Origin of the sequence: Duganella sp. Root336D2 (assembly GCF_001425005.1) — a bacterium.
Taxonomy (GTDB): Bacteria; Pseudomonadota; Gammaproteobacteria; order Burkholderiales; family Burkholderiaceae_D; genus Rugamonas.
In genome coordinates this window covers 63,410-78,146 of sequence record NZ_LMDB01000004.1, presented here as the reverse complement: position 1 = coordinate 78,146, position 14,737 = coordinate 63,410, and the positions used below count along the sequence as shown (strand labels likewise).

At 65.9% G+C, this 14,737-nt stretch carries 14 protein-coding genes; 9 read left to right on the top strand and 5 right to left on the bottom strand.

What is annotated here, in order from left to right:
- Position 1: 1 nt before the first annotated feature.
- The 5 genes from ASD07_RS06585 to ASD07_RS06565 all read right to left on the bottom strand — a co-directional run bounded on the left by ASD07_RS06585 (position 2) and on the right by ASD07_RS06565 (position 3,469).
- Complete coding sequence (locus ASD07_RS06585) at positions 2 to 916, bottom strand: HprK-related kinase A (protein WP_200953770.1); 915 nt, start codon at positions 914 to 916, stop codon at positions 2 to 4.
- Positions 910 to 1,143 (bottom strand): HPr-rel-A system PqqD family peptide chaperone, encoded by a 234-nt coding sequence (locus ASD07_RS06580; RefSeq protein WP_055926940.1) that lies wholly within the window; start codon positions 1,141 to 1,143, stop codon positions 910 to 912. The genes ASD07_RS06585 and ASD07_RS06580 overlap by 7 nt, the downstream gene beginning before the upstream one ends.
- Positions 1,143 to 1,781 (bottom strand): hypothetical protein, encoded by a 639-nt coding sequence (locus tag ASD07_RS06575; RefSeq protein WP_055926939.1) that lies wholly within the window; start codon positions 1,779 to 1,781, stop codon positions 1,143 to 1,145. The genes ASD07_RS06580 and ASD07_RS06575 overlap by 1 nt, the downstream gene beginning before the upstream one ends.
- Before the next feature lie 220 nt (positions 1,782 to 2,001).
- On the bottom strand, positions 2,002 to 2,631 hold the full coding sequence (locus tag ASD07_RS06570) for an XrtA/PEP-CTERM system exopolysaccharide export protein (protein ID WP_055926937.1): 630 nt from the start codon (positions 2,629 to 2,631) through the stop codon (positions 2,002 to 2,004).
- A 64-nt stretch (positions 2,632 to 2,695) separates the two neighbouring features.
- Positions 2,696 to 3,469 carry a serine protease gene (locus ASD07_RS06565; RefSeq protein ID WP_055926935.1) on the bottom strand — a complete coding sequence of 258 codons (774 nt, stop codon included), beginning with the start codon at positions 3,467 to 3,469 and terminating at the stop codon, positions 2,696 to 2,698.
- Positions 3,470 to 3,659: 190 nt separating this feature from the next.
- On the opposite strand from ASD07_RS06565, the gene ASD07_RS06560 reads away from it, so the two are divergent.
- Genes ASD07_RS06560 through xrtA form a run of 9 tightly spaced genes read left to right on the top strand, consistent with a single transcriptional unit; the run spans position 3,660 to position 14,737 of the window.
- Entirely contained in the window at positions 3,660 to 5,186 is a 1,527-nt protein-coding gene (locus tag ASD07_RS06560; RefSeq protein WP_055926933.1) for an XrtA system polysaccharide chain length determinant, read from the top strand.
- A 28-nt stretch (positions 5,187 to 5,214) separates the two neighbouring features.
- Positions 5,215 to 6,153 (top strand): XrtA-associated tyrosine autokinase, encoded by a 939-nt coding sequence (locus ASD07_RS06555; RefSeq protein ID WP_055926931.1) that lies wholly within the window; start codon positions 5,215 to 5,217, stop codon positions 6,151 to 6,153.
- Positions 6,146 to 7,702 (top strand): TIGR03016 family PEP-CTERM system-associated outer membrane protein, encoded by a 1,557-nt coding sequence (locus ASD07_RS06550; protein ID WP_055926929.1) that lies wholly within the window; start codon positions 6,146 to 6,148, stop codon positions 7,700 to 7,702. The genes ASD07_RS06555 and ASD07_RS06550 overlap by 8 nt, the downstream gene beginning before the upstream one ends.
- A gap of 16 nt (positions 7,703 to 7,718) precedes the next feature.
- Positions 7,719 to 8,747: an XrtA/PEP-CTERM system-associated ATPase gene (locus ASD07_RS06545; protein WP_055926928.1), complete on the top strand. Its 1,029-nt coding sequence runs from the start codon at positions 7,719 to 7,721 to the stop codon at positions 8,745 to 8,747.
- Positions 8,744 to 9,874, top strand: coding sequence for a non-hydrolyzing UDP-N-acetylglucosamine 2-epimerase (gene wecB, locus ASD07_RS06540; RefSeq protein WP_055926926.1), 1,131 nt, complete (start codon positions 8,744 to 8,746; stop codon positions 9,872 to 9,874). Before ASD07_RS06545 ends, wecB begins: the two co-directional genes overlap by 4 nt.
- Positions 9,875 to 9,876: 2 nt before the next feature.
- Positions 9,877 to 10,722, top strand: a complete 846-nt coding sequence (locus ASD07_RS06535; protein WP_055926924.1) for an XrtA system polysaccharide deacetylase — start codon at positions 9,877 to 9,879, stop codon at positions 10,720 to 10,722.
- Positions 10,719 to 11,945 carry a FemAB family XrtA/PEP-CTERM system-associated protein gene (locus ASD07_RS06530; protein ID WP_082507168.1) on the top strand — a complete coding sequence of 409 codons (1,227 nt, stop codon included), beginning with the start codon at positions 10,719 to 10,721 and terminating at the stop codon, positions 11,943 to 11,945. The genes ASD07_RS06535 and ASD07_RS06530 overlap by 4 nt, the downstream gene beginning before the upstream one ends.
- Positions 11,946 to 11,948: 3 nt before the next feature.
- Positions 11,949 to 13,193 carry a TIGR03087 family PEP-CTERM/XrtA system glycosyltransferase gene (locus ASD07_RS06525; RefSeq protein ID WP_055926922.1) on the top strand — a complete coding sequence of 415 codons (1,245 nt, stop codon included), beginning with the start codon at positions 11,949 to 11,951 and terminating at the stop codon, positions 13,191 to 13,193.
- Positions 13,190 to 14,737, top strand: a complete 1,548-nt coding sequence (xrtA, locus tag ASD07_RS06520; protein ID WP_082507167.1) for an exosortase A — start codon at positions 13,190 to 13,192, stop codon at positions 14,735 to 14,737. The genes ASD07_RS06525 and xrtA overlap by 4 nt, the downstream gene beginning before the upstream one ends.

Below are 14,737 nucleotides of genomic sequence, written 5' to 3'. Positions count from 1 at the left end.
GTCAGCTTTCATTGAGGCGGGCGAAGGTGTCCAGGGCTTCATCCAGCGCACTATAGCGGAAGCGGAAGCCGGCTGCCTGCTCGATCAGGCGGCCCAGGGCGTGGAAGCCGGGCGCCCCCAGCACGCTGTAGTTGAAGCTGTTGCCGGCCAGTTCCATGAAGGTGGCGGCGCGCGCCAGCGGTTCCAGCGTGGTGGCGGCGCCGGCGCTGTAATGGGGGAACACGATCCAGGCCGGCGGCGCGCAGTCGGCGGCGCGCAGGACGGCGTCGCCCGGCGCGCGCATATGGGCTACCGTGCCCTTGCTGGTGTCGCGCACCGGCGTGCTCAGCACCGCATCCGGCAGGTAGGCGCGGATGATGCCGATCGAGGCGTTCTTCAGGCTGATCGGGCGCGGGTTGGGCACCAGCAGGCCGGTGTCGAGTTCGAGCAGGGTCAGCTCGTCGGACAGCAGGCGCCAGCCGCCCTTGCCGCACAGGGCGGCCGTCAGGGTGCTCTTGCCGGAGCCGGGCGGGGCCGGCAGGATGACGGCGCGGCCATGGCGTTCCAGCACCGCGGCATGCACGATCAGGTAGCGGTGGGCACGGCTCGAGACACACCAGTTCAAGCCCCACTCGAACATGGGAAAGGCGTGCTGCAAGGGCATCGGCTGGAACATTTCATAGCCGTCGCAATGCAGGCGCACCTGCGGGCGCAGCCAGCGGCGCGCCGAACGGGGGCGCCGCAATTGCAGGTGGAAGTCGGCGAAATCGCAGTCCTGCAGCAGCGGGTAGTCGCCATACAACTGGCCGATGCCGGCCGCCACGCTGGGCATGTCGGCCTGCAGCCGCACCGTGAAACGGCCGGTACGCAGGCGCAAGCCGTCACCGGCCAGGCGCGCCTGCAGCGCGGCAGGCGCCAGCGAGGCCACGCTCAGCATGGTTCCACCAGGTAGAGTTTGCCCAGGTCGGCACAGGCCAGCTGAAGCTCGGCATCGTGCCACTCGTCGGGCCCGAGTTCGCCGTCGCGCAAGGCTTGCAGCAAGCCCAGGGTCTGCTCATCCAGCAGGTGGGTGGCGCCGGACACTTCGTTGTAGAGCACGACCTGGCCGTCCCAGCTGCGGTGCAGCAGGGACTGGCCCGGCACCAGTTGCCACTGCTGCGGCATCAAGCCATGGTACCCGACAGGTAGTCGACCACTTGCTTGGCATCCCACTTCACGCCGGCGGTCGGGCTGAAGTAGCCGGTATTGCGCAGCTCATTCCAGATGTTCTGCAGCATCGGCACGCTCTGGAAGCCAGACTTGCCATCGAGTACGTTCAGGTAGGCCGCCACCAGGTGGGCGCCCAGCTTGTCGGTGTCGAAGGTGGCCCCGCTGCCGAGGATAAAGTCGAGGGTACAGCTGTCCGAACCGTAGGTGCTGTTCATCTCCAGGGTGCAGGTGAACACGCTGCGGAACTTATCGGTTGGCAAAGCGCCAGCCGGCCAGACCTTGTCCGGCAGCGGCGCCGGTGTCGGCTTCTTGCCGCCGCCCTTGCCGTTGCCTTGGCCGCCGCTGCTGTCGACCGGATCGGTATTTTTCCAATACCCCGGCGAGCGGCCGGCACAGGCGCCCGGATCGTTGGGGCGTGCGCTGACCAGGCCCGACTGGAAGCCCGACGGTCCGGCGCATACCACCGCTGCCATGCCGGGCTGGCTGTGCAGGGTCAGCAGCACGCCGGATGCTGCGGCACCGGCGCGGGTGAAGCGGCGGCGCGCAGCGCCTTTAGCGCTCAGTTGCTTGCCTGGCTGTTGTTCGTTGGCCACGTCGTCGTCCTTGCGAATTGAGATGGGCAGCTCGGCTGCCCGTGATGCTTAGTGAATAAGCAAGTACCGTTCCAGATACGAGTTTCACCTAAGGAATAGCTGGAAAATCAGCTGCTTAGCTGCGTCAACGGGGGCGCAGCAGGCCCCCGTTGGCTAATGATATCTTGAACTGTAAGAATTCTCGACACCTGCAGGAAACTATCGAATTGGTACTTCCAGTTTAGAAGAAGCTCTCCGGCACCACCAGGATATCGCCCGGCCGCATCGGCACATTGGCGGAAATATCGCCATCCTTGATCAGGTCGTTCAAGCGCACGTTGAATTGCTGCTGTTTGCCGTCGACCATGCGGATGATGCTGGCCTTGTTGCCGGCTGCAAATTCGGTGACGCCGCCGACGGCAATCATCACATCCAGGATCGACATGTCGCGGCGGTAAGGCAGCGACTGCGGCTTGGCGGCCTGGCCGATCACGCGGATCTGCTCGCCATAGGTGCCGACAAAGCCGGTGACGATGACGGTGACCACCGGCTGCTGGATGAATTTGGCCAGCGCCTTTTCAATATCGCGCGCCAGTTCGGTCGAGGTCTTGCCGCTGGCTGGCAAGTCTTCCACCAGCGGGGTGGTGATCTTGCCGTCCGGGCGCACCGGCACCACTTGCGATACTTCCGGGTTGCGCCAGACGATGATGCTCAGGTTGTCGCCCGGGCCGATCAGGTAATCGGTCTGCGGCACGACGCCGGCATCGGCCGGGGCGCCGCTGTGGGACGTGGCGCAGCCGCCCAGGCCCAGTGCACCCAGGATCACGGCGCTCGCGGCAAGCACGCGGGCCAGCTTGGTTTGTGTATTCACATTATTCTCCTTGTTTGCTTTTTAGCATTGCCTGTTATACCACGAGTCTTGCCATTTTATCTTGCTATTTTTGTGCGCCGCCCTGCTGCAGCAGTTCCAGCACATGGCGCACCGGGATGGCGTAGCTGATGCCGCTGGGGGCGGTGATCGCACTTTCCTTGGTGCCCTTGACCAGGGTCATATTGATCACGGCCACCACGCTGCCGGTTTCCGGATCATACACGGGGCTGCCGCTATTGCTGGGGTAGGCTGTACCGTCGAGCTGGTAAATCGTGAACGGCGCGCCACGCTGCAGCTGCAGCACGGCGCGCGGGTTGAGGCCGCGCGAAGTCGGCGTCGGCAGGATGGCCGGCGTCTGCGCCGCCAGCAGGGCGCGGTGGGTGACCGGGTTCAGGCCCAGCAGGATGCCCAGCGGGTAGCCGGTAAAGGCCAGCTCATTGCCTTCCTCCAGCATCTCGCTGCTGCCCAGGGCCAGCGCCGGCAGCGGCGCGCCAGCCAGGCGCAAGTGCACCAGGTCGTGCACGCGGTCGATGGTGACCACGCTGGCTTCGCGGAACTGCAGCTGGTCGCCCTTGCCGGTGACGATGCCCAGGGTTTCCAGCTTTTCCGAATCGAGCGCTGTCACCGCGTGGGCGTTGGTGATCACCGACAGTCCATCGCCCACCACAAAGCCGGTGGCATGGAATACGATGGCGGGACTGCGGGTGCGGTTGAAGGTGCCGATGCCGACCACGCTGGGCTTGACCGCAGCGATGGTGCGCGTCAGCGGCGCCGCCGCGGCCAGCGGGCCGGCGCAGCCCAGGCAGGCCGCCAGGAAAAGTGAAATCAGCTTAGCCATGCAGCCTCCAAAGTGGTGAATTTCCATGTGGAAATGTTAAATTCTTTTCGTCAGCAGTGCGCAACAGACATAAATTAATAGTAACAGCCAGCGCGTTCTGCTGTATGATAGAGATTAGATGTTATTTAGGCAATATTAGATGTAGGCATTTGCGACAGTTTGCCTGCCTAACCAGGGATGAGTGATCGAGATGGCAGAAATTTTGGCATTGCTGTTGACCTTTCTTAAAGCAATCGGGAAATACCGCTGGTATGCCGTTGCCATTGCCTGGCTGGTGGCCCTGGTCGGCTGGGCCGTGGTATACCGCCTGCCCAGCGATTACCAGGCCTCGGCCCGGGTCTACGTCGATACCCAGAGCATCCTCAAGCCGCTGATGGCGGGCATGACCACCACCCCCAACGTGGAGCAGCAGGTGATGTTCATGCGCCGCACCCTGATCAGCCGCCCCAATGTGGAGCGCGTGCTGCGCATGGTCGACCTGGACATCAAGGCCAAGGACAGCAAGGAGAAAGAAAAGCAGGTCGACGAACTGATGACGGCGATCAAGGTCACCGGCACCGAGCGCGACGACATCTACACCATCTCCTACAACAACGAGAATCCCAAGCTGGGCAAGGAAGTGGTGCAGGCGCTGCTGACCATCTTCGTCGAAGGCTCGTTCGGCGGCAAGAAGCAGGACTCGGAAAAGGCCGTGCAATTCATCGACGACCAGATCAAGATGTATGAAGAGCGCCTGGCGGCCGGCGAAAATTCGCTGAAGGAATTCAAGATCCGCCATATGGGGCTGCTGCCGCGCCAGGGCACCGACTATTCGAGCAACCTGGGCGACCTGTCGGAAAAGCTGAACCAGGCGCGCCTGGAATTGCTGGAAGCGGAACAGGCGCGCAATGCCATCAAGCGCCAGATCGCCGGGGAAGACATGGCGCCGGCGGCCGATGCGACCAATATCGCCAACCCGGAAATCGACGGCCGCATCTCGACGCTGGAAAAGCAGCTCGACGGCCTGCGCATGCAGTACACCGAAGAGCATCCGGACATCATTTCCGCCAAGCGCCTGATTGCCAACCTGCAGCAGCGCAAGAAGGAAGAGGCGAAGAAGGCCGCCAAGAGCGGCGACCCGGGCGCCGGCTACAGCCCGATGCTGCAGCAGATGAACGTGGCGCTGTCGGTGGAAGAAGCGCGCGTGGCGTCGCTCAAGGCCCGCGTCGGCGAATATTCGTCGCGCATGGAGCGCATGCGCTCGCAGAGCACGGCAGCGCCGGAAGTGGAGGCGCAACTGGCCCAGCTCAACCGCGACTACGCGATCAACAAGGAAAATTATGAAAAGCTGGTGCAGCGCCGTGAATCGGCCAAGCTGTCCGGCGACCTCAGTTCGGCCACGGACATGATGAGCTTCCGGGTGATCGACCCGCCGATCGTGCCGCAAACCCCGGTCGGCCCGAACCGCGCGCGCTACTATTCGATCGTCTTCGTGGCCTCCCTGCTGTCCGGCCTGGGCAGTGCGTTCCTGATGAGCCAAGTCCGGCCGACCTTCCTCAGCCAGCACAGCTTGCGCGAAGTGACCGGCGTGCCGATCCTCGGCACCATCGGCATGAACTGGACCGAGCAGCAGCGCTCGTCGCGCCGGCGCCGGGTGTATGTCTTTGGCTTGGCCGTGGCCTCGCTGCTGACCGCGTTTGGCGGTGTCCTCACCATTACCTTGCTGCGCGCCGCCTGAGCTGCGCAACACCCAGGGAGTCCATCAAGTGAGCATTATTGAAAAAGCCGCCAATCGCCTCGGACAAGCGCGTCCTGCCGACGCCACTGCCGAGGCCACCATTCCCCAGGCACCGGCCGCGGCTCCGGTAGCCGAAGCAGCATTTGCGGCCGCAGCTGCTGCGGCTGCCGCCCCCGCGGCGCCTTCGCCCGTGGTACCGACGCTGGCCACCCTGCAGCCGCACGGCGACGCCAGCCGCCGCACCACCCATGTGGTGGAACTGGACCTGATGCGCATGCATGAATCCGGCCTGGTGACGGCCGCCGGCGGCCGCACCGCCCTGGTGGAAGACTTCCGCATCATCAAGCGCCCGCTGATCAAGCGCGCTTTCGCCGCCCGCAAGCCGGGCGACAACCCGGGCAACCTGATCATGATTACCAGTTCGCTGCCGGGCGAAGGCAAGACTTTCTGCGCCATCAACCTGGCCATGAGCATTGCCATGGAACTGGACCATACCGTGCTGCTGGTCGACGCCGACGTGGCGCGTCCATCGGTGCTGCGCACGCTCGGCCTGCCGGCCCAGCGCGGCCTGATGGACATCCTGCTGGACGACAATGTCGACATGGCCGACGTCATGCTGCGCACCAACGTCAATACGCTGTCGATCCTGCCGGCCGGCACCAGCTCGCCGCGGGCGACCGAGCTGCTGGCGTCGCACATGATGAAAAACCTGGTGAACGAGATCGCGAACCGCTACCCGGACCGTATCGTGATCTTCGATTCGCCGCCGCTGCTGCTGACGTCCGAATCGCATGTGCTGGCCTCGAATATGGGCCAGATCGTCATGGTGGTGGAGTCGGAACGCACCACCCAGCATGCGGTCAAGGAGTCGCTGCGCCAGCTGGAAGGCTTGAGCAACGTCAACCTGATCTACAACAAGTCGCGTGAATTCCCGGGTACCGAAACCTATGATTATCACTATGGCTAAGCGCCATGGGCTGGCCCTGCTGCCGCTGGCAGCAGGCCTGGCACTGGCCTTTCCGGCGCATGCCGCGTGGGATTTCACGCCCAGCGCCGCGGCGCGCGCCACGTATTCCGATAACGTCGGCCTGCAGACGGATGAGCGGGCCGAGAGCGGCTGGGTGCTGCAGCTCACGCCAGGCTTCCAGTTGCTCAACCATTCACAGCGCTTCGACTTCAGCCTCGACTATTCGCTGAACCTGTACGAATATGCCGGCGCGCGCCGCAATGGCGCCCAGCGCCACAACCAGAACCTGAATGGCTTGCTCAAGTCGCGCCTGCTGGACGACTTGCTGTACCTCGACGCCCAGGCCGGCATCCACCAGCAAGCCACCTCGGCCTTTGGCCCGCAGCAAGCCGGCAACGATTATGTGAGCACCAACCGCACCGAGGTGCGCACCTACCGCATCAGCCCCTACCTGGTGCACCGCTTCGGCGCGTTTGCCAACGGCCAGTTGCGCTACACGCGCGACTCGGTCAGCACCGACAACGCCGGCATGCGCCGCAGCGATGGCGACACCATCAGCGCCCAGCTGACCAGTGGGCCGACGTTCCGCCGTTTTGGCTGGGATGCCACGGCGTCGCGCTCGGTGTTCGACGAGCAGTTGCCGGTTGCCGGCGGCGGCGAGCGCCAGCAAAGCACCAGTTCCAAGGCCGCCAACGTCAACCTGCGCTACGCGGCCACGCCCCAGCTCAATCTCGGCATGTACGGCGGTTACGACAGTTTTGATTTCAGCAGCGTAGGCGGCGCCCAGTCCGGCGCGGCCTATGGCGGTTCGCTGCAATGGACGCCGTCCGCGCGCACCTCGCTGCAGGCCACCGCCGGCCACCGCTTCTATGGCCCCAGCTACAGCCTGGCGCTGCAGCACCGCAGCCGCGGCACCGTGTGGAACATCAGCTACAGCGATTCCGTCAGTTCGACCCGCAGCCAGTTCGTGCTGCCGCAGGCGATCGATACCGCTGCCATGCTGGACAACCTGTTCCGCGCCCAGGTGCCGGACGCACTGCTGCGCGCTGCCGTGGTACAGGCCTATATCCAGTCGGCCGGGTTGCCGCGTTCGCTGGCCACCAGCGTCAACTTCCTGAGCAACCGCTATTCGCTGAACAAGCAGCTGAACGCCGGCATGGCATGGCAGCTGGCGCGCACCACGACAACGGTCAGCATGTTCAAGAACAAGCGCCAAATGCTGTCGAGCCAACAGGTCGACAGCGTGCTGCTGGGCAGCTCGCTGGCCACCCTGAACGACAATACCGAGCAGATCGGCGCCATGGCCAGCATCAGTTACCGGCCCGGGGCGCAAACCGTGGCAACCCTGATCGGCAATGCCATGAATGTCAAATCGTTGAGCGATGCGCGCGGCAGCAACCATCGCGACGTGCGCCTCAACCTGTCGCGCACGTATACCCAGCGTACCACCGGCATGGTGGAGCTGCGCCACGTGCGCGGTTCGCTCGGGCTGGGCGGCCAGAAATACACGGAAAATGCCGTGTCCGCGACATTGACAACGAGATTCTAAGCATCAAGGCCTTCTCATGTACGAAAGCTATTACGGGCTCAGCGACAAGCCCTTCCGCCTGCGGCCCGACCCGCATTTCTTCTTCGGCAGCAAAGGCCATAAACGGGCCATGGCTTACCTGGAGTACGGCCTGTCGCAGGGCGAGGGCTTCATCGTCATCACCGGCGAAGTCGGGGCCGGCAAGACCACGCTGGTGCGCAACCTGTTCAACCAGATTGCGTCGGACAAGATCATCACCTGCCACCTGGTCAACACCCACCTCAATTCCGACGACGTGCTGCGCGGCGTGGTGGGCGGCTTCGGCCTGCCTTGCGAGGACACGGCCAGCAAGACCACCCTGCTGGGGCGCCTGGAAGTCTTCCTGCGCCAGTGCGAACAGGACGGCCGGCGCGCCCTGCTGGTGGTTGACGAAGCGCAGAACCTGACACCGAAAGTGGTGGAAGAATTGCGCATGCTGTCCAATTTCCAGACCGACGAGAAATCGCTGCTGCAGACTTTCCTGCTGGGCCAGCCGGAATTCCGCGCCACCCTGCACAGCCCCGGCATGTCGCAGCTGCGCCAGCGCGTGATCGCGACCTACCACCTGGGCCCGATGGACAGCAGCGAAAGCAATGCCTATATCGAGCACCGCATGCGCACCGTCGGCTGGCGCGGCAACCCGCACCTGACGCCGGCCGCCTATGCTGCCGTGTTCCAGTACACCGGCGGCATCCCGCGCAAGACCAACCACCTGATGGACCGCCTGCTGCTGATGGGCTTCCTGGAAGAGATGCAGGAGTTCACCGATAGCGACGTCGACACGGTGATCCGCGATATCGCGCAGGAATTCCAGCCGCCGCCGCCCGAGGCGGCGCCCGCCGATGGCGCTATTGGCGCGCCGCACGCCGCCGGCGGCGCCGACCTGGCGTTCGGCAGCCCGTACCCGGCGGTGCTGGACGAACGCATGATGCGCGTCGAGAAATCCCTGGCGTCGGTGCTGTCGATCCTGAAGAAGATCGTGCGTTCGCCTTCGTCTTACAACATCCACCAGGACAGCAACGAATGAGTGCCTTCCGTATCCTGTGCGTCGTCGGCGCGCGCCCGAATTTCATGAAGATGGCGCCCATCATGGCCGCCTTCGCCCAACTGAAGCCGCAGGTCGAGGCGCTGCTGGTGCACACCGGCCAGCACTACGACGTGGCCATGAACCAGCAGTATTTCGACGCGCTGGGCATCCCCAGCCCGGACATCAACCTGGAAGTCGGTTCCGGCAGCCATGCCCAGCAGACCGCCGACGTGATGAAGCGCTTCGAGCCGGCCATGGATGAAGTGCGGCCGGCTGCCGTGCTGGTGGTGGGCGATGTCAACTCCACCATCGCCTGCGCGCTGGTGGCGGCCAAGAAGGGCGTGCCGGTGATCCACGTGGAAGCGGGCCTGCGCAGCTTCGACCGCGCCATGCCGGAAGAAATCAACCGCCTGCTGACCGACCAGCTGTCCGACCTGCTGTTCACCACCGAGGAGAGCGGCGCCGACAACCTGGCCAAGGAAGGCATCGCCGGCGGGCGCGTGCACTTCGTCGGCAACGTGATGATCGATACCCTGCGCGCCAACCTGGCGCGCGCCGTCCCGGCGCCGCGCATCGCGGCCGATGCCGGGCGCCCCGACTTCAAGGCCGGCCAGGGCGAATACGCCGTGCTGACACTGCACCGCCCATCGAATGTGGACGACAGGGCTGTGCTGCAAGGCCTGCTGGAAACGGCCGCCAAAATCTCCGAGCGCACGCCGGTGATCTTCCCGGTCCACCCGCGCACCCGCGCCACCATCGAGAAGTTCGGCCTGAGCCACCTGCTGGACCGGCCGGAAGTGCTGCTGCTGCCGCCGATGGGCTACCTGGAGATGCTGGGCCTGATGAAGGATGCGCGCGTGGTGCTGACCGATTCCGGCGGCATCCAGGAAGAGACCACTGCGCTGGGCACGCCGTGCATCACGCTGCGCCACAACACCGAGCGCCCGATCACGGTCGACGAAGGCACCAACACCATTGCCGGCAACGACCCGGCGCACATCCTGGCGGCCTATGAGGCGCAGCTGGCCGGCGCCGGCAAGGCCGGCCGCATCCCGCACTTCTGGGACGGCCGCGCCGCCGAGCGCATCGCCGCCATCGTGCTGGACTGGCTGAAGGCGCGGGGCTGAGCATGGGCGCGGCCGTTCGCAATGCGATGACCATCGACGTGGAAGACTACTTCCAGGTGTCGGCGTTCGCGCCGCACATCAGCCGCGAAAGCTGGCCGCAGCGCGAGTGCCGGGTGGAGGCCAATATCGAGCGCGTGCTGGCCATCCTGGACGAGGGCAAGGCCAAGGGCACTTTCTTCACGCTGGGCTGGATCGCCGAGCGCTATCCGGACATGGTGCGCCGCATCGTGGCCGGCGGCCATGAGCTGGCCAGCCACGGCTACGGCCACCTGCGCGCATCCGACCAGTCGCGCGCGCAGTTCATGGACGATATCTCCAGCAGCAAGCGGATCCTGGAAGACATCGGCGGCCAGCAGGTGCTGGGCTACCGCGCACCGAGCTTCTCGATCGGCCCGGCCAACCTGTGGGCGCTCGACGTGCTGCAGGAAGCGGGCTACCGCTACAGTTCTTCGATCTACCCGATTGCGCACGACCATTACGGCATGCCGGATGCGCCGCGCTTCGCCTTCCACCCGAACGGCGAGCAGGGCCTGCTGGAAGTGCCGATCACCACGGTGCGCGTGGGCCAGCGCAACCTGCCGGCCGGCGGCGGCGGCTATTTCCGCCTGCTGCCGTATGCGCTGTCGCGCGGCATGATGCGGCGCGTGAACAAGGCAGATGGCCAGCCGGCCATCTTCTACTGCCACCCGTGGGAGCTCGATCCGGGCCAGCCGCGCCCGGCAGGGCTGGGACTGAAGACGCGCTTCCGCCATTACGTCAACCTGCACCGCATGGAGTCGCGCATCAGGGCTCTGACGCGCGATTTCGCGTGGGATCGCATGGACCGCATTTTCCTGGGGCAGCCATGACGTCGATTATCGAAGCGGCGGCGGAACGCCGCGCGGCACGCGCCAAGGCGGAAGCGGAAGCGGCCACTGCGCTGGCGGTCGCTGCCGGGAAACCGCCAGGCCCGGGCCAGGCCCAGGGGCCGGAGCCGGACAGCGCGACTGCCCCGGACGGGTGCCAGGCACGGGTGCCTGACAGCGGCTTGCCGGTTCTGGTGCAGCTGCTCGGCAGCGGCGCCGACGAGCGCGCGCGCTGGGACGCCTTCGTCCAGACCTGCCCCGACGCGACCTTCTTCCACCGCAGCGGCTGGCAAACCGTGATCGAACAATGCTACGGCCACCCGACCTGGTTCTTCTATGTGGAAGAAGGCGGCGTGATCACCGGCGTGCTGCCGCTGGCCCGGATGAAAAGCCGCATGTTCGGCCACTACCTGGCCGCGCTGCCGTTCTGCGTGTACGGCGGCGTCGCTGCCATCACCGATACTGCGCGCCGGCTGCTGGACAAAGCCGCCGAAGAACTGGCCGCTGCGCTGGGCGTCGGCCACCTTGAGTACCGCAACTACGCGCCGGCCCACCCGGGCGACGCGAAATGGCAGGGCAAGGACCTGTACTACACCTTCCGCAAGGCGATCAGCGGCGACGACGAAGAGAATCTGAACGCCATCCCGCGCAAGCAGCGCGCGATGGTACGCAAGGGTATCAAGCTGGGCCTGCAGGGCGAGGTGGACGACAATGTCGACCGCATGTTCAGCGCTTACGCGCACAGCGTGCACCGGCTGGGCACCCCGGTGTTCCCGAAAAAATACTTCGCCCTGCTGAAGCAGACCTTCCGCGACGATTGCGAGGTGCGCGTCATCACGCAGGACGGCAAGCTGGTGGCCGGCGTGCTGAGCTTCTTCTTCCGCGACGAAGTGCTGCCTTACTACGGCGGCGGCATGGACCTGGCGCGCGAGGTGGCCGGCAATGACTTCATGTACTGGAACCTGATGCAGGCGTCCGCCGCCAACGGCTACCGCATGTTCGATTTCGGCCGCAGCAAGAAAGGCACCGGCGCCTTCGACTTCAAGAAGAACTGGGGTTTCACGGCGCAGCCGCTGCCTTACGAATACCAGCTGTTCGCCGCCGACGCGCTGCCGGACGTGAACCCGCTGAACCCGAAATACCAACTCTTCATCAAGCTGTGGAAGGCAATGCCGCTGCCGCTGGCCAATGCGCTCGGCCCTTTCATCGTCAAGAACCTGGGGTAAATCGTGGAAGACCTGCTGCTGCTGGTGCATCGCATGCCCTATCCGCCCAACAAGGGCGACAAGATCCGCTCCTGGCATTTGCTCAAGCACCTGGCGCAGCGCTATCGCGTGCACCTGGCCACCTTCGTCGACGATCCGGACGACTGGCAGCATGTGGCGGCGGTGCAGGCGCTGTGCGCCTCCTCGCATTTTGCCGCGCTGTCGCCGCGCGCGGCGCGCGTGCGCAGCCTGGGCGCCGTGCTGCGCAACCGCTCGCTGTCCTACGACTACTACCGCGACGCCGGCCTGCAGGGCTGGGTCAACCAGGCCATGCAGCAGCACGGCATCGACCGCATCGTGGTGTTTTCCTCGCCCATGGCGCAATATGCCGAAGCCTGGCCGCAGGCAAGGCGCGTCATCGATTTCTGTGATGTCGACTCCGACAAATGGCGCCAGTACGCCGGGCGCAAGCCCTGGCCCGCCAGCGCGCTGTTCGGCTACGAAGCCAGCCGCCTGCTGCGCTATGAGCGGCGGATTGCCGCCGCTTTCGACGCCGCGCTGTTCGTCTCGGCGCCGGAAGCGGAACTGTTCCGCACCCTGGCGCCGGAGAGCGCGGCCCGCACCGGCTGGTTCAGCAACGGCGTCGACACGTCCTATTTCGCGCCGGGCGAACTGGCCAATCCATATGCTCCCGGCGACAAGGCGCTGGTGTTCTGCGGCGCCATGGATTATTGGCCCAACGTCGATGCCGTGCAATGGTTCGCGGCCGAAGTGCTGCCGGCGCTGCGCGCGCGCGACCCGGCCGTGCGCTTCGTGATTGTCGGCGCCCGCCCGGCGGCCGAAGTGCAGGCGCTGGCTGCGCAACCGGGCATCACGGTGACCGGCACCGTGCCGGACGTGCGGCCTTATGTTGCGCATGCCACGCTGTCGGTGGCGCCGCTGCGCATCGCGCGCGGCATCCAGAACAAGGTGCTGGAAGCGATGGCGATGGCAAAAGCCGTGCTGGTCACGCCGCAGGCGCTGGAAGGCATTGATGCCGGCAGCGGCCGCGAGCTGCTGCTGGCCGACGGGCCGCAGCAATGGATCGCCGCGGCCGGCGCCGCCCTGGCCGGGCCGCCGGCCGCGCTGGCATCGCTGGGCCAGGCTGCCCGTGCGCGCGTGCTTGCGGCCTACAGCTGGGATGCCCGGCTGGCGCCGCTGGACCATATGATCGAAACCCCGGTTGCGCAGCCAGCTGGCGCAGCCCCAGCCCTTTGGAACCCGGCATGAATACCGTCCCTTCCACCGGCCCGGCCGCAGCCCCCGGCGCGGCGCCCGGCCCTGTAGCTGCCGCCCGCAATGCGCTGCTGGTGGCACTGGTCATGCTGCTGCCGCTGCTGGTATTCCATAAGACCGCGCTCAGCGTGGCCGAGATCTGGGAGCGCTCGGAAACCTTTGCGCACGGCTTCCTGATCCTGCCGCTCAGCTTGTGGCTGGTGTGGCGCCAGCGGGCAGTGCTGCAGCAGCTGCCGCTGCAGCCATGCTGGCCGGCCATGCTGCTGCTGGCCGGCTGCGGCGCCGCCTGGCTGCTGGCCGACCTGGCCGATGTCGGCATCGTGCGCCAGTACGCCCTGGCGGCCATGCTGCCGCTGACCGTGCTGGCCGTGCTGGGCCGGCGCGTTGCCGGCGCGCTGCTGTTCCCGCTGGCCTTTATCCTGTTTGCGGTGCCGGTAGGCGAAAGCCTGATCCCGCCGCTGATCGACCTGACCGCCAACTTCACCATCGATGCGCTGCGCCTGACCGGCATCCCGGTCCTGCGCGACGGTAACAGCTTCTCCATCCCCAGCGGCAACTGGTCGGTGGTGGATGCCTGCAGCGGCTTGCGCTACCTGATCTCCTCGATCACGCTGGGCTGCCTGTTCGCCTACCTGAGCTATCGCACCATGTGGCGCCGCGTCGCTTTCGTGCTGGCCTCGATCGTGGTGCCGCTGCTTGCCAACGGCGTGCGCGCCTACATGATCGTAATGATGGGCCACCTGAGCGACATGACGGTAGCCGTTGGCGTCGACCACCTGATTTACGGCTGGGTATTCTTCGGCATCGTGATGCTGCTGCTGTTCTGGGTCGGCAGCTTCTGGCGCGAAGACGGCCCGGCCGGCGCCGAAGCGCCGGCCAGTGCCGGCCCGCTGCAGCCGCTGCCATGGCGCGCGCTGGCCGGCGGCGCTGCCGCGGTGCTGGCGGTGTTGCTGGTGTGGCCGGCGCTGGCAGCGCGCGCCGACCAGCCCGCGCCGCTCCTGCCGCAAGCCCGGCTGGTGCTCGATTCGCCCACCGCGCCTGGCCAGCGCTTCACCGCCTGGCAGCCCGACTACGCCCCGGCCAGCAGCGCGCTGCGCCAGTACTTCGGCGGCAGCCACCCGGTCGGCTTGACGGTGCTGTTCTACCGCGACGTGCCGGGCGGCCCCAAACTGGTCAGCACGAGCAACCGCTTCAGCCCCGGCAAGAGCGAGTTCCGCGAAAACAGCGCCGACCTGCGCGACGAGCATTTCGGCGGGCGCCATATGGCCGTGCGCGAGGCGATGCTGGGCGGCGAAGGCCGGCGCCTGCTGGTGTGGCAGTGGTACTGGGTCAACGGCAGCATGACCAGCAGTAATTATGTTGGCAAATTGTTACAGATCAAGGGCAAACTCCTGTCCGGCAACGGCGACGGTGCGGCCGTGATGGTATTCTCGCCTTACGATGAAGACCCCGCCGTGGCGCGTGCCGCCATGCGTGCCTTCCTCGATAGCAACCTCGTTCCGCTGGACCAGGCCCTGGCCCGCACGCGGCGACCCTGA